We start from the raw sequence: 17,144 nt of genomic DNA, 5'->3' as shown, positions 1-17,144 counted from the left end.
TGAACAGGACGTCCCGGCCGCACTGCGCGGTTGCAGTGCTCAGTAGGGTGCGGGCCATGGCGCATTCTGCTTCCGAACTGCGGCGCACCCTCGGGGTGGGGGACGCCGTCGTCATCGGGCTCGGATCGATGATCGGTGCCGGGATCTTCGCCGCCCTGGGGCCCGCGGCGCGCGCTGCCGGGTCCGCTCTGCTGATCGGGCTCGGGGTCGCCGCCGTGGTCGCTTACTGCAACGCCACCTCATCGGCGCGACTGGCCGCCCTGTATCCGGCCTCGGGCGGCACATATGTCTACGGGCGCGAGCGGCTCGGGGAGTTCTGGGGCTATCTCGCGGGCTGGTCGTTCGTGATCGGGAAGACGGCCTCCTGTGCGGCGATGGCGCTCACCGTGGGCGCGTACGTCTGGCCGGGGCAGGCGCACGCGGTGGCGGTCGCGGCCGTGGTGGCGCTGACCGCGGTGAACTACGGCGGCATCCAGAAGTCCGCCTGGCTGACGCGGGCGATCGTTGCGGTGGTCCTGGCGGTCCTCGCTTCCGTGGTGGTCGTGTGTCTGGGGTCGGGCCAGGCCGATGCCGGGCGCCTGGACGCCGGGGCGTCGGGGGGCGTCGGCGGGGTGCTGCAGGCGGCAGGCCTGCTGTTCTTCGCCTTCGCTGGGTACGCGCGGATCGCGACCCTCGGTGAGGAGGTACGGGATCCGGCGCGCACCATCCCCCGCGCGATCCCGCTGGCTCTGGGCATCACGCTGGCGGTGTACGCGTGTGTGGCGGTGGCGGTCCTTTCCGTGCTGGGATCGGACGGGCTCGGGCATGCGGGCGCGCCGCTGGCCGACGCAGTGCGGGCGGCCGGGGTGCCGGGGCTGGCTCCGGTGGTGCGGGTGGGCGCCGCCGTGGCCGCGCTGGGCTCGCTGCTCGCCCTGATCCTGGGCGTCTCGCGCACGACGCTGGCCATGGCCCGGGACGGTCATCTGCCCGGCGCGCTGGCCGCCGTACATCCGCGTTTCAAGGTGCCGCACCGGGCTGAGCTGGCCGTGGGTGCGGTGGTCGCGGTCCTGGCCGCCACGGTGGACGTCCGGGGCGCGATCGGGTTCTCCTCCTTCGGTGTGCTCGCGTACTACGCCGTCGCCAACGCCTCGGCCTGGACGCTCGGGTCGGCTCCGGCGGCGCGGGTGGTGCCGGCGGTGGGGCTGCTCGGGTGCGTGGTACTGGCGTTCTCGCTTCCGGTGGTGTCGGTGGCTGTGGGCGCGGGTGTGCTGGTGGCGGGCGTGATCGCGTACGGGGTGCGGCGGTGGGCGGCCGGGCGGTAGGCCGCCCGGCCGGACGCCCGCGGCTGCCGGCCGCGGGCGCGCGGCTGGTGTGATCCGGGGCTCTGCTGGGGACGATCAGGCGGCTCTGCTCGGGACGGTCCGGTGGCGCCGTTCGGAACGGTCCGGTGGCGCCGTTCGGAACGATCAGGCGGCTCTGCTCGGGACGGCCCGGTGGCTCTGCTCGGGACGGTCAGCGCGGCAGCTCAGGACAGTCCCGTGGCTGCTCAGGACGCCTTCGCGGGCGTCGCGCGTATGCGGGTGTCGGTCCAGGGTTGCATCTCCAGCTCCTCGTTCATCTCGTCGTACCAGCCCGTGCCGTCCACCCAGGCATGCAGCCAGTCCCTGAGGCTCGGGGCGTCCACGAACCAGGCGCGGTCGGGGTCGCCCGGGTTCGGCTCGAACAGCAGGACGGTGGCCTCCGGGGCGTGGCAGTCCACACACGCGTACATCGCGCAGCCCCAGTGGGATATCGGCAGGACGCCCTCGGGCCAGGGCCAGTCGGGGTCCTGGCGGCCGCTCGCTCGGTTGGCGAGGTACTGCACGACGGCGGCGGGTTCGCCGGCGGGCGGACTGTCGAGGAGGGGCAGCAGACCGTACTCCGGGCCGAATCCGCCGTCTCCTATGCGCAGGTAGAGCTCGGCGAGCAGCGGCGGCAGGCGGAAGCCCAGGGTCGCCTCGGCGCGGGCCAGCGTGGCCGCATCGACGGGCTCGGGGAGGGAAGTCCAGCCCCAGGGGCGGGTGTTGCGGGCCTTGGCCGCCACCCGTGCCAGCAACTGCTCGGTCTCGGTCATGGGTTCATGATGCAGGCCGCCACTGACAATCGGAGTGGCCTGTGGACAACCGCGAGGCTGTGGAAAAACGGGCGGTTCGCGGGGGCGCCGCTTGCTGCTCTACCAGCGCGTCGAGAATGCCTCGTCGGTCCGCACGATCTCCCGCCCCAGCGGGAACAGCGAGACCGGGATCAGCTTGAAGTTGGCGATCCCGAGGGGGATGCCGATGATCGTGACGCACAGGGCGATGCCGGTGACGATGTGGCCGATGGTGAGCCACCAGCCCGCGAGGACCAGCCACAGGACGTTGCCGACGAAGGAGGCAGCGCCCGCTTCCCGGCGCTCGACCGTCGTGTACCCGAACGGCCACAGGGCGTAGACGCCGATACGGAACGCGGCTATGCCGAACGGGATGCCGATGATGGTGATGCACAGGAGCAGGCCCGCGGCCAGGTAGCCGAGGAACAGCCAGAAGCCACTCAGGACGAGCCATATGACGTTGAGGATGGTCTTCACTGGTACCGACCTGCCATTTTCTCGAGCCGGGCGATGCGGTCCGCCATCGGCGGGTGGGTGGAGAACATCTTCGAGAGCCCCTGACCCGGGCGGAAGGGGTTCGCGATCATCATGTGGCTGGCGGTCTCGATGCGGGGCTCCGGGGGCAGCGGGAGCTGCTTGGCACCCAGTTCGAGCTTACGCAGGGCGCTGGCCAGGGCGAGTGGATCACCGGTGAGCTGGGCGCCGGAGGCGTCGGCCTCGTACTCCCGGGAGCGGCTGATGGCCAGCTGGATGAGGGAGGCGGCGAGGGGGCCCAGGATCATGATCAGCAGCATGCCGAGAAGCCCGGGGCCGTCATCGTCCTCCGAGCGTCCGACGGGGATCAGCCAGGCGAAGTTGACCAAGAACATGATCACGGAGGCGAGGGCGCCGGCGACCGAGGAGATGAGGATGTCGCGGTTGTAGACGTGGCTGAGCTCGTGGCCGATGACACCGCGCAGCTCACGCTCGTCCAGGAGGCGCAGGATGCCGTCGGTGCAGCACACGGCGGCGTTGCGCGGATTGCGGCCGGTGGCGAAGGCGTTCGGCGCCTCCGTCGGGGAGATGTAGAGGCGGGGCATGGGCTGGCGGGCCTGGGTGGAGAGCTCTCGGACCATGCGGTACAGACCGGGGGCTTCGAACTCGCTCACGGGCCGGGCGCGCATCGCGCGTAGTGCCAGCTTGTCGCTGTTCCAGTACGCGTACGCGTTGGTGCCCAGTGCTACCAGGACGGCGACGATGAGCCCGGCACGGCCGAAGAAACTGCCGATGACGATGATGAGTGCGGACAGTCCCCCGAGGAGTACTGCTGTCCTGAGCCCGTTGTGCCGGCGGTGCACGGTGCGCCCTCCATGTCGTGCAGCAGGGGAACCCCTTATTGGCTGAATCTTGCTTGCTCGTCTCCGATGCCACCGGTGCCGTGGTGTCACGTCCAGTGGACCCTTCCGTACTGGTCAACGCCAGGCGAGGGCGACCAGTTCCCTTGTGCGTACGGCGGCGCGCGTGGGCCGTCCGGGTGAGGGCCGCGGGATACGGCACGCGCGCGTGGGGGTCGAGTGCCCCACGCGCGCGTGGTGAATGCGACGGGTGCTCAGAAGAGCCCGGTGTCGGTGAAGCGCAGGACGAGCTGGGGCGCTCCGGAGAGGGCGATGCCGAGGACGGCGGTCACGGTGATCGCGGCCGTGAGAGGTGCCGGGACACGGTGCTTTTCGGGGGCGCCCTCGGGGGCGCGGAACAGCAGGGCCGTCCACTGCAGGTAGTAGAACAGCGCGATGACGACGTTGACGGCCATGATCACGGCGAGCCAGCCGAGGCCCGCGTCGACGGCCGCGGAGAAGACGGTGACCTTCGCGAAGAGGCCGATGATGCCCGGCGGCAGCCCGGCGAGGCAGAGCAGGAAGAACGCCAGGAGCAGGGCTGCGAGCGGGTTCGTCGCGTAGAGGCCGCGGTAGTCGGTGATGCGGTTGAGGGACCTCGTACGGCCGACGAGCGCGGCCACGGCGAAGGCGCCGAGGTTCACGGCGCCGTACATGAGGGCGTAGGCGACGGTGGAGCCGATCGGCTTCTGGGCGTCCTCGGCGTACGCGGCTGCGGCTATCGGCACCAGGAGGTAGCCGGCCTGGCCGATGGACGACCAGGCGAGCAGTCGTACCGCGCTGTACGCGCGCGTGGCCTGTTGCCGGAGGGCGCCGACGTTGCCGACGGTCATGGTGAGGGCGGCCAGCGCCGCGAGGGCCGGGCCCCAGACGTCGGCGTACGAGGGGAGGGCGATGACCGTGACGAGGATGAGGCCGGAGAAGCCGACCGCCTTGCCGACGACCGACAGGTAGGCGGCGACCGGGAGGGGCGCTCCCACGTAGGTGTCCGGCACCCAGAAGTGGAAGGGCACGGCGGCCGTCTTGAAGGCGAAGCCGACGAGGGTGAGGACGACTCCGGTCTGGGCGAGCGTGTGGAGCTGTCCGTCGACGTGTCGGATCCGGTCGGCGATCTGGGTGAGGTAGAGGGTGCCCGTGGAGGCGTACACGAAGCTGATGCCCATCAGGCTGACCGCGGTGGCGGTGACCGAGGACAGGAAGAACTTCAGGGCCGCTTCGGAGGACTTCCGGTCGCCGTGGCGGAGGCCTACGAGTGCGAAGGCCGGCAGGGAGGCGACCTCCAGGGCGACGATGAGGGTCGCCAGGTCGCGGGAGGCGGGCAGGAGGGCGGCGCCGGCCGCGGAGGACAGCAGCAGGAACCAGAACTCGCCGTCGGGGAGTTCCTTGCGGGCGTCCTTCAGGGCGGTGACGGACAGCAGGGCGGCGAGGAGGGCGCCGCCGAGGACGAGGAACTGGATGACGAGGGTGAAGCGGTCCGCCGTGTAGCTGCAGACGCCGGCGTCGCCGGTCAGGCAGAAGGTGGAGCGGTCGCCGTCCAGGATGGGCAGCAGCATGAGCGTGGAGGCGGCGAGGCCGGCGACCGAGGCCCAGCCGAGCAGCGCCTTCCTGCTGTCGTCGACGAAGAGGTCGGCGACGAGGACGACGAGTCCGACGACCGCGGCGATGGTGGGCGGCGCGATGGCGAGCCAGTCGACGGACTGGACGAGGGAGCTCATCGGGTGCCTCCTGCGAGGAGCTGCTGCACGGCCGGGTCGGTCAGGCCGAGGAGGGCCCTGGGCCACAGCCCGGCGACGACGGTGAGGACGACGAGCGGGCTCCAGGCCGCGAACTCGTAGCGGCGGACGTCGGTGAGCCTCGGGGCTTCCTGTGGGACGGCGCCCATGCAGACCCGGCGCACCACGATGAGCATGTACGCGGCCGTCAGCAGCGTGCCGAACGCGCCGATCGCCATGAAGGTGAGGAAGGCGGGGCGGCTGAGGTCGGCGGCGGGCTCGAACGCCCCGAACAGTGCCAGCATCTCGCCCCAGAACCCGGCCAGGCCGGGCAGGCCGAGCGAGGCTACGGCGCCGAAGGCGAGCAGGCCGCCGAGGCGTGGTGCCTTGCCGTACAGGGCCGCTCCCGTTTCCTCGGCGAGGGTGTCGAGGTCGGTGGTGCCGGTGCGGTCCTTCAGCGCGCCGACCAGGAAGAAGAGCAGGCCGGTGATGAGGCCGTGGGCGATGTTGGCGAACAGGGCGCCGTTCACGCCGGTCGGGGTCATGGTGGCGATGCCGAGCAGGACGAAGCCCATGTGACCGACGGAGGAGTAGGCGATGAGGCGCTTCAGGTCGCCCTTCGCGCCCTGCTTGGCGAGGGCCAGGCAGGCCAGGGATCCGTAGATGATCCCGACGACGGCGAAGGCGGCGAGGTAGGGCGCGAAGGTGCGGAAGCCGTCCGGTGCGACGGGGAGAAGAATACGGACGAACCCGTACGTACCCATCTTCAGCAGGACACCGGCCAGCAGGACCGAGCCGACGGTCGGCGCGGCGGTGTGGGCGTCGGGCAGCCAGCTGTGCAGCGGCCACATCGGCGTCTTGACCGCGAGCCCGATCCCGATCGCCAAAACCGCGATGACCTGCACGGATGTGGTCAGCGACCGGCCGTTGTCAGTGGCGAGTGCCACCATGTCGAATGTGTCCGCGTTGATTCCGATCAGGAGCAGCCCGAGCAGCATGACCACGGAGCCGAGCAGCGTGTAGAGGATGAACCGCCACGCGGCCTGGCTCCGGCCCTCGCCGCCCCAGCGGGCGATGAGGAAGTACATCGGGATGAGCACCATCTCGAAGGCGAGGAAGAACAGCAGCAGGTCGAGTACGGCGAAGGTCGCGAGGGTGCCGGACTCCAGGACGAGCAGCAGCGCGACGAAGGCCTTCGGGGTCGGCCCCGCAGGCATCTTGAAGTACGAGTACAGCGCGCAGAGGAAGGTCAGCAGCGCGGTCAGCACCAGAAGGGGGAGAGAGATGCCGTCGATGCCGAGGTGGATGCGTACGTCGAGTGCGGGGATCCAGCTGATGTCCGTGCTGGCCTGCATCTTCGACGGCTGGTCGTGGTCGAAGCCGAGCGCGAGGACGATCGCGGCGATGAGGACCGCGCCGGTGACGGTCACGCCGTGCCGCAGCACGGCCTGCTCGGGCGACTTCCCCTTCAGTCCGGGCGGGGCCGGCAGGAGAGCGGCGGCGGCACCGAGGAGCGGGCCGACGACGACGAACGCCAGAAGGAACTGCATCACGGACTCGCTGATATCGATCACGTCTGCTCACGCTCCCGTGGCGACGAGGACGGCGGCGACCACCAGGACGACGGTGCCGGCGAGCAGCGCGCTCACATAGGTCTGCACATTGCCGGTCTGGGCGCGCCGGACGGCGGCCCCGAGCCAGCGGGGTAGGGCGCCCGCACCGTGTACGTAGGTCTCCACGACCTCGCGGTCGAGGAACCGGACGAGACGCGCTCCGGCCTGGACCGGGCGGACGAACAGGGCCGCGTACACGGCGTCCAGGTGGAAGCCGACGGCCGCGTGGCGGTGCAGCGGGCCGAGCAGGAGCCGTCCCGGGTCGGACGGGTCGGGTGCGTAGGCGATGCTCCCGTACGCCGGCTCGTGGGTGGCGATGGCCTCGGCCTCGACCTGCCCGGCGTCGCCCTCCGGGTGGGCGGCGACGGCACCCAGCGGGACTCGGGCCGCGAGCGTGGTGGTGTGCCGCCAGGCCGCGTAGGTGACGATGCCGCCGACCAGGGCCACGCCCGTGCCGAGCACGGAGGTGGTGAGGGTCGGGGTGAGGTCACGGCCGTCGAACCAGTCGGGCAGCACGCGGTAGGCGAACCCGCCGAGGGCGAGAGAGGGGACGGCGAGCACCCACAGCACCGCGTTCATGACCAGCGGCTGCCTGCCGTGGTCGGGGGCGTCGGCACCCCGGCCGCGGAAGGCCAGCAGCCACAGGCGCATCGCGTACGCGGCGGTGAGCAGGGCCGTGAGCAGTCCGGCGACGAGGACGGTCCAGCCCGCGGCACCGGGGCTGTGCTCGGTGTGGCCGGTGACGACGTGTTCGGCGGCGCCGAGGACGGACTCCTTGGAGAAGAAGCCGCTGAAGGGCGGGATCGCGGCGAGCGCGAGCAGCGCCACGGTCATCGTCCAGTAGGCGTCGGGGACGCGGTCGCGCAGGTTCCGCATGCGGGACATGGCGGCCAGGGAGTTGGTGCCGGCTGCGTGGATGATCACGCCGGCGGCGAGGAACAGCAGTGCCTTGAAGGCGCCGTGGGACAGGAGGTGGAAGACGGCGGCTCCGCGGTCGCCGACGGCGAGGGCGCCGGTCATGTAGCCGAGCTGGCCGATCGTCGAGTAGGCCAGGACGCGCTTGATGTCGTCCTGGGCGAGCGCGGCGAGCGCCGAGCCGACCATCGTGACCGCGGCCATGACGGCGAGGACGACCATCGCGGCCCGGGAGGCCTCGAAGACCGGGAGGAGACGGGCGATGAAGTAGACACCGGCGGCGACCATGGTCGCGGCGTGGATCAGCGCGGAGACGGGAGTCGGGCCCGCCATCGCGTCGGGGAGCCAGGAGTGCAGCGGGAACTGCGCCGACTTGCCCGCCACGCCGGCCAGGAGCAGCAGGGCGATCAGAGTCGGGTGGTCGAGTCCGCCGCTCGCGACGGCGCCCAGGACCTTGGTGATGCGGAAGGACCCGGCGTCGGTGGCGAGGGCGAACAGGCCGATGAGGAAGGGGACATCACCGAGCTTGGTCACCAGGAAGGCCTTGAGGGAGGCGGCGCGGGCCTCCGGGGTCTCCCAGTAGTGGCCGACCAGGAAGTACGAGCAGATGCCCATGATCTCCCAGCCGACCAGCAGCATCATCAGGTCGCCGGAGTAGACGACGAGGAACATCGCGGAGGTGAACAGGGACACCAGGGCCGCGTACGAGGGGTAGCGCGGGTCGTCGCGCAGATAGCCCGTGGAGTAGATCTGCACGCAGGTGGCGACGAAGCCGACCAGGACGGCGACGAGGGCGGCGAAGCCGTCGATGTGCAGGGCGAGCTCGATGGGGACCGAGCCGGTGGGCGTGAGTTCGGTGGCGGCGTTGATGGCCTGGTCGCCGCCCTGGCGCACGGCGACCAGTGCGGCGAGGACGAGGGAGGTGAGCGTCGGCAGGACGGCGAGCGGGCGGACGAAGCCGGGGGCCGTACGGCCCAGGAGCAGGCCGGCGGCGGCGCCCAGGAACGGAAGGAGGGGGACGAGGACGGCGAGGGTGGTCGTGGTCACGCGGTGGCCTCAGCCTTCTCGGCGGCCGTCGGGGTCGCGGTGGCGTCGCTGTCGGGGTCGGCGGTGCCGTGGCCTTCGGCGGTGTCGCGGAGCTTGTCGATGTCCGAGGTGCCGCGGTTGCGGTGGACGGCGAGGACGATCGCCAGACCGATGCCGATCTCGGCGGCGGCGATGGCGATGGTGAACAGGGTCAGGGCCTGGCCGGAGTGCAGGGTCTCCTCGGCGGTCCTGCTCAGCCAGACGTCGAAGGCGACCAGGTTGAGGTTGACGGCGTTGAGCATCAGCTCGACCGACATCAGGACCAGGATCGCGTTGCGGCGGGCGAGGACGCCGTACAGGCCGGTGCAGAACAGGAGGGCGGACAGGACGGCGGGATAGGCGAGGTGCATCAGCGGGCCCCTTCCGTGTCGCGTTCCGTGTCGCGTTCCGTGTCGCGTTCCGTGTCACGCCGGGTGTCCTGCGCGCCGGGGGCGGCGGGAGTGGTGCTCACCGCTCCCGGGGCGGCTGGGGTGCTGTTCGCCGCGTCCGCCTTGGCCTTGCGGGACAGGACGATCGCGCCGACCAGGGCGGCGAGGAGGAGGACGGAGAGAGCCTCGAAGGGGAGGACCCAGTTCTGGAAGAGGCTCGCTCCGGTGGCCGCGGTGGAGCCGGCGGCGGGGCCGTCGAGGTCGATCCAGGTGGTGCGGAAGGCGTCGACGACGACCCACACCAGGGCGGCCGCGGCGGCGACCGCGACGGTGAGGGCGGCCCAGCGGTTGCCGGAGTCGGCGTCCGGGGAACGGCCGATGGGGGCCTTGGTGAGCATCAGACCGAACAGGAGGAGGACGACGACGGAACCCACGTAGATGAGGACCTGCACCCAGGCGATGAACTCGGCAGTGAGCAGCAGGTACTCGACGGCGAGGCCGCCGAGGGTCACCACCAGCCACAGGGCGGCGTGCACCAGCTGCCGGGTGGTGACGGTGACGATCGCGGCGCCGAAGGTGACCAGGCCGACGAGGAGGAAGGCGATCTCGACGCCGGTCGGGGAGAGGAAACCGTGGGTGCCGGCGGCGGCCGTGGTCGTGGTCGTGGTGTCCGCCGCGAGGCGGGCGGCGGCGGCTGCGAGGGTCATTCCCGGCCCTCCCGCTTCGACTGGTCCGTCTTCGACTGGTCCGTCCTCGGCTGGTCCGTCTTCGACTGATCCGTCCTCGGCTGGTCCGTCTGCTGCTTGGAGTCCCCTGCCGGACGGGTGGGCTGCTCGGCGGCGCGGGCCTGTTCGTCGGCGTGCGGCTCGGTCTCGGGCGGAGAGGTGGGCCGGTCGTCGGCCTCGGCGAGCGCGGCCTCCTGCTGGGCGGCCAGCTTGTCGGCGGTCTTGCGGGCGGCGGCGAGTTCCTTCGGCTCCTCCGCGCCGGGGTCCAGGGCCGGCGGGGCTGGAACGGTCCACATCCACTCGCGGAGCTTGTCGCGCTCGTGGGTGAGGTCACGGATGTCGGTCTCGGCGTATTCGAACTCCGGGGACCAGAACAGGGCGTCGAAAGGACAGACCTCGATGCAGATACCGCAGTACATGCACAGGGAGAAGTCGATGGCGAAGCGGTCGAGGACGTTGCGGCTGCGTTCGCGGCCGCCGGGGGTCGCCGCCGGGACCGTCTCCTTGTGGGAGTCGATGTAGATGCACCAGTCCGGGCACTCGCGGGCGCACAGCATGCAGACCGTGCAGTTCTCCTCGAAGAGGCCGATCACGCCGCGGGTGCGGGGCGGGAGGTCGGGCTGGGCGTCCGGGTACTGCTCGGTGACGGTCTTCTTCGTCATCGTGCGGAGGGTGACGGCCAGGCCCTTGGCCAGGCCGGAGCCAGGAATGGGGGCCATGGTTACTGGATCACCACCTTGACGATGCCGGTGAGGGCGATCTGGGCGAGGGAGAGGGGGACGAGGAGGGTCCAGGAGAGTTTCTGGAGCTGGTCCTCGCGCAGGCGGGGGTAGGTCACGCGCAGCCAGATCACGATGAAGGCGAGGACGGCCGTCTTCAGCAGGGTCCACACCCAGCCGAGGCCGTCGGCGCCCCAGGGGCCGTGCCAGCCGCCCAGGAAGAGAACGGTGGTCAGGCCGCACAGGACGACGATTCCGGCGTACTCGGCGAGAAGGAAGAGGGCGAAGCGCAGACCGGTGTACTCGGTGTACGCGCCGAAGATGATCTCGGAGTCGGCGACGGGCATGTCGAAGGGGGGCCGCTGGAGCTCGGCGAGGCCGGCGACGAAGAACACGATCGCGCCGACGATCTGCCAGGGCAGCCACCACCACTCGAAGGCGTCGAGGATGCCGGGGAGGGAGACGGTGCCGGCCGCCATGGCGACGGAGGCGGCGGCGAGCAGCATCGGGAGTTCGTAGGCGAGGAGCTGGGCGGCGGTGCGGAGGCCGCCGAGGAGGGAGAACTTGTTGGCGGAGGCCCAGCCGGCCATGAGGGAGCCGAGGACTCCGACGCCCATGACGGCGAGGACGAAGAAGATCCCGGCGTCCAGGACCTGGCCGACCGCGCCTTCGCCGGGGGCGATGGGGATGGCGAGGAGGACCAGGAGGTACGGCAGCAGGGCCACGGCCGGAGCGAGCTGGAAGATTCGGCGGTCCGCGCCCGCCGGGACCACGTCCTCCTTCTGCGCGAACTTCACGCCGTCGGCGACGAGCTGGGCCCAGCCGTGGAAGCCGCCGGCGTACATCGGGCCCAGGCGGCCCTGCATGTGGGCCATCACCTTGTGCTCGGTCTGACCGATGATCAGGGGGAACGTCAGGAAGACGCCGAAGACGATCAGGAGTCGCAGGGTGACGTCGAGCGCGTCGTTCACTGCGGGCCTCCTGAGGGATTCTGGGGGGCTTCGGGGTCTGTGGGTTCTGTGGTGGCGTCGGCGGCGTCGGCCGGGGGCCGCGCAGCGCTCTCCGGCGTCGGCTCGGTCTCCGGGCGGTCCTCGGGCCGACGGCTCGGCTCCGTTTCCGGTTCGTCGAAGGCCGGGCGGGCGTGGTGCCATGGGGCGTCCGGGCTGCGCGGGGCGGCGGGGGCCTTCGGGGGCCGGTCCTCGTCCCGTGGGGTCGCGGCGTCGTCGGCGGCATCCGCGCCTGTGTCGTCCGCCGCCGCGTCGGACGCGCCCCGCTGGCTGGCGGAACCCTCCGACGCACTGCGCGCCCGACGGGGCCCTGGCGGCGCACCCGCGCCGCGCTGCGACGCCGATCCCTCACTCGCGCTCCGGGAACGACGCGTCGCCGGTGCCGACGGTGCCTCGGAGGCCGCCGGAGACGCCTCGGCCTGGCTCGCCGAACCCTCCGCCGCCGTACGAGCGCGGCGCGGAGTGGTCGGGGTGTCCGCGGCCGGAGACACCTCGGCCTGGCTCGCCGAACCCTCCGCCGCCGTACGAGCGCGGCGCGGAGTGGTCGGGGTGTCCGCGGCCGGAGACGCCTCGGCCTGGCTTGCCGAGCCCTCCGCCGCCGTACGCGTACGGCGTACCGGGCGTTCGCCCGTCGCGCGGGGCGGGCGTTCGCCTGTGGCGCGGGCGGTGCCTCGGGTCGGGCGGGCCGGGGCAGGGGGGAGCTGGCCCTTGAGGGGGCCCCATTCGTTGGGGTCGGGGACGCCCGGGGGGAGCATCTGGCGGCGCCTGGGGCCGCCGTGGTCGGACTCGCCGGGTTCCTTGGCGCCCGGCCAGGCCTTGGCGACGCGGGCGGCCAGGACGAAGTCCTTCCGCAGCGGGTGGCCCTCGAAGTTCTCCGGCAGGAGCAGGTGGTCCAGCGCCGGGTGGCCCTCGAAGGCGACGCCGAACATCTCGTGGGTCTCGCGCTCGTGCCAGGCGGCGCCCGCGTAGACGGAGACGGCCGACGGCAGGGCCGGGGACTCGTGCGGGACCGTGGTGCGCAGCAGCAGTCGTCGTACCGGTGAAAGGGCCGCCACGTGCGCGGCGACGCGGAAGCCGGTGCCCGGTTCGTCGACCGCGCTCAGCCAGTCGAAGTAGGTGCAGCCCAGCCGGTCGCGCGCGGTCTCCAGGGCGGAGATCCAGGCGGCGGGCGGTACGTCGACGGTGAGGACCTCGTACGACTCCTCGGCCGTGGCCTGCGTACCGAACAGGTCCTCGACGTCTGCGGGCAGCCATCCGACCGCGGTCATCGGTCCTCCCCACCCACCGGGGACCCCCCGGCGGCCGGCGGTGTCACCAGGCCGCTCTGCAGTGCCGCCGGCGACGGCCGGGACGGCGTGCCGTACCGCTCCCCCAGCGACTCGCGGGCGATCTTCTCCTGCAGCTTCAGGATGCCCTGGAGCAGCGCTTCGGGGCGCGGCGGGCAGCCGGGGACGTATACGTCGACCGGGATGATCTGGTCGACGCCCTTCGTCACGGAGTACGAGTCCCAGTACGGTCCGCCGCAGTTGCTGCACGCGCCGAAGGAGATGACGTACTTCGGCTCCGGCATCTGCTCGTACAGGCGTTTGACGGCCGGCGCCATCTTGTCCGTGACCGTGCCGGAGACCACCATCAGGTCGGCCTGACGCGGGCCCGGCGCGAAGGGGATGACGCCGAGGCGGATGAAGTCGTGGCGGGCCATCGACGCGGCGATGAACTCGATCGCGCAGCAGGCGAGGCCGAAGTTGAAGACCCAGAGGGAGTAGCGGCGACCCCAGTTGAGGATCACCTTCATCGGCTCGGGCGCGAGGCGCGCGAGCGCGCCCAGCCGCTTGGGCTCGGGAAGCAGCACGGGCTCAGCAGGAGTGGGGTTCACGTCCATGCCAGGACGCCCTTCTTGTATGCGTAGAGCAGGCCGACGGCCAGGAAGCCGAGGAAGATGAACATCTCGACGAGGGTCGTCGCGCCGTAGCCGGGGGCGGCGAAGACCGTCGCCCAGGGGAACAGGAAGATCGAGTCGACGGCGAAGATCACGTACAGGAACGCGTAGACGTAGTAGCGGACCTGGGTGTGGGCCCAGCCCTCGCCGACGGGGTCGACGCCGCACTCGTAGGTCAGGAGTTTCTCCGGGGTGGGGACGACAGGGCGCAGCAGGCGGCCCGCGCCGAAGGCGACGGCGACGAAGAGCACGCCGACGACGGCCAGCAGTCCGACGACCGAGTAGGACTGGAAGTAGTCCGCCGCGACGTTCACCGCGCCACCACCCGTCCTGACATCCGCCCCGGCATTCGCTGCCCCGGCATTCGCTGCGACGACGGTCGAATCGACGACGGTCGGTTCCCGCACGTCCGTCCCTCGCTCCCTGACCCTGTGACCCGTGACCTGGTGAACACCGCTGTTCGCCGCTGTTCGACGATCTGTACGCAGGGGAGTCTAGGGCCTGCTAAAGAGAGCGTAAGCAGCCAGTCACGCCTCCGGACACGCTGGTGGGGTTTTCCCCAGCGGATCGCGGCGGTCCACCTCATGGCGCGGCGACGTGGCGGGCGGCACGCTGACTCCCATGACCGAACGCCTCGTATCCCCGGGCCACGCCGGCAAACCCGGCGCAGCGGACAGCGACCGCCCGCCGCCGGCCCGTTTCGCCTACGACCCGCACACCTGGAAGGAGATCGTCCATCTCCTGGCGAACCTTCCGATGGCGCTGCTGGGGTTCACCTACGTCGTGACGGTGCTGTTCACCGGCTTCGGGCTGACGGTCACGGTGATCGGGTTCCCGCTGCTGGCGGCCGGGCTGATGGGCGCCCGGCAGCTGGGGAAGCTGGAGCGGGCGCGGGCCAGGGCGCTGCTCGGGGTGCGGATCGACGAGCCGAGTCCGCTGCCTCTGCGGGGCACCGGCGGGTTCTTCCAGCGGTTGTGGATGGCGCTGAAGGATCCGGTGGGCTGGCGCACGGTCCTGTACGACTTCATCCGCCTGCCCTGGGGCATCCTCACCTTCACCATCACGCTGACCTCGCTGTTCGTGCTGTGGCCGGTGCTGCCGTTCGTGGCTCGGGGCCTGGCCAACGCGGACCGGGCGATGGTGCGGGGGCTGCTGTCCCCCTCGGACGAGCTGGAGCGGCGCATAGCCGAGCTGGAGTCCGACCGGGGCGTGGTGGTCGACACGGCCGCGGCCGACCTCAGGCGCATCGAGCGGGATCTGCACGACGGCGCGCAGGCCCGGCTGGTCAACCTGGCCATGGGGCTGGGCCTGGCGAAGGAGAAGCTGATGGAGGGCCACGCCGACGAAAAGGTGGTGGCGGCCATGGTCGAGGAGGCGCACGGCGAGGTGAAGCTCGCGCTGCAGGAGCTGCGGGACCTGGCCCGCGGCATCCACCCGGCCGTGCTGACCGACCGCGGCCTGGACGCGGCGCTGTCCTCGGTCGCCTCGCGCTGCACGGTGCCGGTGAAGGTGACGGTCGACCTGGAGTCCAGACCGGCCGCCGCGATTGAGGGCATCGCCTACTTCACCGTCTCGGAGCTGCTGCAGAACATCAGCAAGCACAGTGGGGCCAAGTCCGCGTCGGTCGAGGTGTGGCGGGCCGAGGACCGGCTGCTCATCCAGGTGGGGGACGACGGCCGTGGGGGCGCGCGTCTGGACGGCGGTACGGGCATGCGAGGTCTCGCCGACCGGCTCGGCGCGGTCGACGGCCTGTTCGTCGTCGACTCGCCGGTGGGCGGCCCGACGGCCATCACGGCGGAACTGCCGTGGCGGGACCGCACGGGCGCCTCCGGCGAGGGGTAGGGAAAACCCCCCGTTCGAGACGCCGACGGACTCCATGGTCCGCAGGTCCCCGGCCGGGGAGGGTGGAGGCACGACAGCTCGGCCGGTACCGGGGCTCAGCCGGCACGACAGCCCCAGCCGGTACGACAGCCCGGCCGCAGGATGAGGAGAAGGACGACGCCGATGGCCACGGAGTACGGACGACAGGTCTACGGACTCGACAGCGGCCCCGGGTTCCCGGGAGCCCGGGAGCGGCGGCACCGCCTCCCCGCGGGGCTGCGGGCGCCGTTCGAGGGACGCAGTTGGCGGGAGTTCGGTTATGTGCTGCTGAGCCTGCCGATCAGCATCCTGATGTTCGCGTACGCGGTCACGATGGTGTCGGTGGGGGCCGGCCTGCTGGTCACGTTCCTGGGGATCCCGGTGCTGGCGGTGGCGCTCGCGGGGTGCCGCGGGTTCGGGGCGCTGGAGCGGGCGCGGGCGCGCGGGTTGCTGGGGCTGGAGGTGGCGGACCCGGAACCGCTGCGGATGCGGAAGCCGGGCGGGCCGGCCTGGTTGGGCGCGGTCCTCAAGAGCGGCACGTCGTGGCGGACCCTGCTGTACGCACTGCTGCACTTCCCGTGGGCGGTGTTCTCCTTCGGCATCGCCGTGAACGTCTGGGCGTGGGGCTGGGCGATGCTGAGCTATCCGCTGTGGTTCTGGGTCTTCCCGATGTACGCCGGTCAGGACGGGCTGCAGCTGTACGGCGACGAGACGCACCGGGTGTACCTGGACAACCCGTTCGAGATCACCGTGACCGCGCTGGTGGGGCTGCTGTTCACGCTGGCCGCCCCGTGGATCGTGCGGGCGCTGACGATGGTGGACCGGCTGCTGGTGCACGGGCTGCTCGGGCCGTCGCGGCTGTCGGCTCGGGTGGTGGAGCTGGAGTCGGACCGGGGGGTGGTCGTCGACACGGCCGCGGCCGACCTCAGGCGCATCGAGCGGGACCTGCACGACGGGGCGCAGGCCCGGCTGGTCAACCTGGCCATGGATCTGGGGCTGGCGAAGGAGAAACTGAAGGAGGATCCGCGGGCGGCGGCGCGGATGGTGGACGAGGCGCACGGCGAGGTCAAGACGGCGCTGCAGGAGCTGCGGGATCTGGCCCGCGGCATCCATCCTGCGGTGCTGACGGACCGGGGGCTGGACGCGGCGCTGTCGGCGGTGGCGTCGCGGTGCGCGGTGCCGGTGCAGGTGGAGGTGGACCTGACGGAGCGGCCGGCGCCGGCCATCGAGGGGATCGCGTACTTCACGGTGTCGGAGCTGCTGCAGAACATCAGCAAGCACGCGCGGGCCACGTCGGCGGCCGTGGAGGTGTGGCGGGTGGAGGACCGGCTGATGCTGCAGGTCGTGGACGACGGGGTCGGTGGCGCCGAGGTGTCCGCCGGGGCGGGGCTGGCCGGGCTCGCGGAGCGGCTCGACGCGGTGGACGGAATCCTGGTGGTGGACTCTCCGGCCGGGGGGCCCACGCGGGTGACGGCGGAGTTGCCCTGGCGGAGGTGAGGGCGAGTGACCGGCGGTGGGGGGCGCCCCCGCCGCCCTTCCGTCATGGTCCGTACCAGGACCGCCCGATGATCGACAACGCGTCACTCAGGAGGCTGAAACCAGGCATGTCATGCCCCTGTTCTCATTCTCAGAGGCAACGGGCTCCCGATGCTGGGATGCTGGACCCGTCGCGAACGGGCGGGTGTGGCGTGGGGGGCCAAGGATCGTGGAGGACAGG

16 protein-coding genes are annotated in these 17,144 nt (G+C 71.6%); 3 read left to right on the top strand and 13 right to left on the bottom strand.

Features of this window, described 5'->3' with window-relative positions:
- Positions 1–56 precede the first annotated feature (56 nt).
- On the top strand, positions 57–1,301 hold the full coding sequence (locus NW895_RS01320) for an amino acid permease (protein ID WP_289933134.1): 1,245 nt from the start codon (positions 57–59) through the stop codon (positions 1,299–1,301).
- Positions 1,302–1,525: 224 nt separating this feature from the next.
- Here NW895_RS01320 and NW895_RS01315 read toward each other — a convergent pair whose 3' ends face one another.
- From NW895_RS01315 to NW895_RS01255, 13 genes are all read right to left on the bottom strand, one after another.
- On the bottom strand, positions 1,526–2,092 hold the full coding sequence (locus NW895_RS01315) for an SMI1/KNR4 family protein (protein ID WP_289933133.1): 567 nt from the start codon (positions 2,090–2,092) through the stop codon (positions 1,526–1,528).
- Positions 2,093–2,191: 99 nt separating this feature from the next.
- The gene (locus NW895_RS01310) at positions 2,192–2,587 is read right to left on the bottom strand and encodes a YccF domain-containing protein (protein WP_289933132.1); all 396 of its coding nucleotides are present in this window, start codon (positions 2,585–2,587) and stop codon (positions 2,192–2,194) included.
- Entirely contained in the window at positions 2,584–3,447 is an 864-nt protein-coding gene (gene htpX / locus NW895_RS01305) for a zinc metalloprotease HtpX (RefSeq protein WP_289933131.1), read from the bottom strand. The genes NW895_RS01310 and htpX overlap by 4 nt, the downstream gene beginning before the upstream one ends.
- A gap of 251 nt (positions 3,448–3,698) precedes the next feature.
- Entirely contained in the window at positions 3,699–5,198 is a 1,500-nt protein-coding gene (locus NW895_RS01300; protein WP_289933130.1) for an NADH-quinone oxidoreductase subunit N, read from the bottom strand.
- On the bottom strand, positions 5,195–6,769 hold the full coding sequence (locus NW895_RS01295) for an NADH-quinone oxidoreductase subunit M (protein WP_289933129.1): 1,575 nt from the start codon (positions 6,767–6,769) through the stop codon (positions 5,195–5,197). The genes NW895_RS01300 and NW895_RS01295 overlap by 4 nt, the downstream gene beginning before the upstream one ends.
- Before the next feature lie 6 nt (positions 6,770–6,775).
- Entirely contained in the window at positions 6,776–8,770 is a 1,995-nt protein-coding gene (locus tag NW895_RS01290; protein WP_289933128.1) for an NADH-quinone oxidoreductase subunit L, read from the bottom strand.
- The gene (nuoK, locus tag NW895_RS01285) at positions 8,767–9,159 is read right to left on the bottom strand and encodes an NADH-quinone oxidoreductase subunit NuoK (protein ID WP_289933127.1); all 393 of its coding nucleotides are present in this window, start codon (positions 9,157–9,159) and stop codon (positions 8,767–8,769) included. Before nuoK ends, NW895_RS01290 begins: the two co-directional genes overlap by 4 nt.
- A complete protein-coding gene (locus NW895_RS01280) occupies positions 9,159–9,884 on the bottom strand; it encodes an NADH-quinone oxidoreductase subunit J (protein ID WP_289933126.1) in 726 nt (241 codons plus the stop codon). Before NW895_RS01280 ends, nuoK begins: the two co-directional genes overlap by 1 nt.
- The gene (locus tag NW895_RS01275; RefSeq protein ID WP_289933125.1) at positions 9,881–10,621 is read right to left on the bottom strand and encodes a 4Fe-4S binding protein; all 741 of its coding nucleotides are present in this window, start codon (positions 10,619–10,621) and stop codon (positions 9,881–9,883) included. Before NW895_RS01275 ends, NW895_RS01280 begins: the two co-directional genes overlap by 4 nt.
- 2 nt (positions 10,622–10,623) lie before the next feature.
- On the bottom strand, positions 10,624–11,592 hold the full coding sequence (locus NW895_RS01270; RefSeq protein ID WP_289933123.1) for a complex I subunit 1 family protein: 969 nt from the start codon (positions 11,590–11,592) through the stop codon (positions 10,624–10,626).
- The gene (locus NW895_RS01265) at positions 11,589–12,896 is read right to left on the bottom strand and encodes an NADH-quinone oxidoreductase subunit C (protein WP_289933122.1); all 1,308 of its coding nucleotides are present in this window, start codon (positions 12,894–12,896) and stop codon (positions 11,589–11,591) included. Before NW895_RS01265 ends, NW895_RS01270 begins: the two co-directional genes overlap by 4 nt.
- Positions 12,893–13,510 (bottom strand): NADH-quinone oxidoreductase subunit B, encoded by a 618-nt coding sequence (locus tag NW895_RS01260; protein WP_289933121.1) that lies wholly within the window; start codon positions 13,508–13,510, stop codon positions 12,893–12,895. Before NW895_RS01260 ends, NW895_RS01265 begins: the two co-directional genes overlap by 4 nt.
- Positions 13,501–13,881: an NADH-quinone oxidoreductase subunit A gene (locus NW895_RS01255; RefSeq protein WP_289933120.1), complete on the bottom strand. Its 381-nt coding sequence runs from the start codon at positions 13,879–13,881 to the stop codon at positions 13,501–13,503. Before NW895_RS01255 ends, NW895_RS01260 begins: the two co-directional genes overlap by 10 nt.
- Positions 13,882–14,188: 307 nt before the next feature.
- Here NW895_RS01255 and NW895_RS01250 point away from each other — a divergent pair, with 307 nt between their 5' ends.
- A complete protein-coding gene (locus NW895_RS01250) occupies positions 14,189–15,409 on the top strand; it encodes a sensor domain-containing protein (protein ID WP_289933119.1) in 1,221 nt (406 codons plus the stop codon).
- Between the two features lie 162 nt (positions 15,410–15,571).
- Entirely contained in the window at positions 15,572–16,924 is a 1,353-nt protein-coding gene (locus NW895_RS01245; RefSeq protein ID WP_289933118.1) for a sensor histidine kinase, read from the top strand.
- Positions 16,925–17,144: the final 220 nt, after the last annotated feature.

It is taken from the genome of Streptomyces sp. S.PNR 29, from assembly GCF_030386795.1.
GTDB lineage: Bacteria > Actinomycetota > Actinomycetes > Streptomycetales > Streptomycetaceae > Streptomyces.
This window is presented reverse-complemented; position numbering and strand designations above follow the sequence as displayed.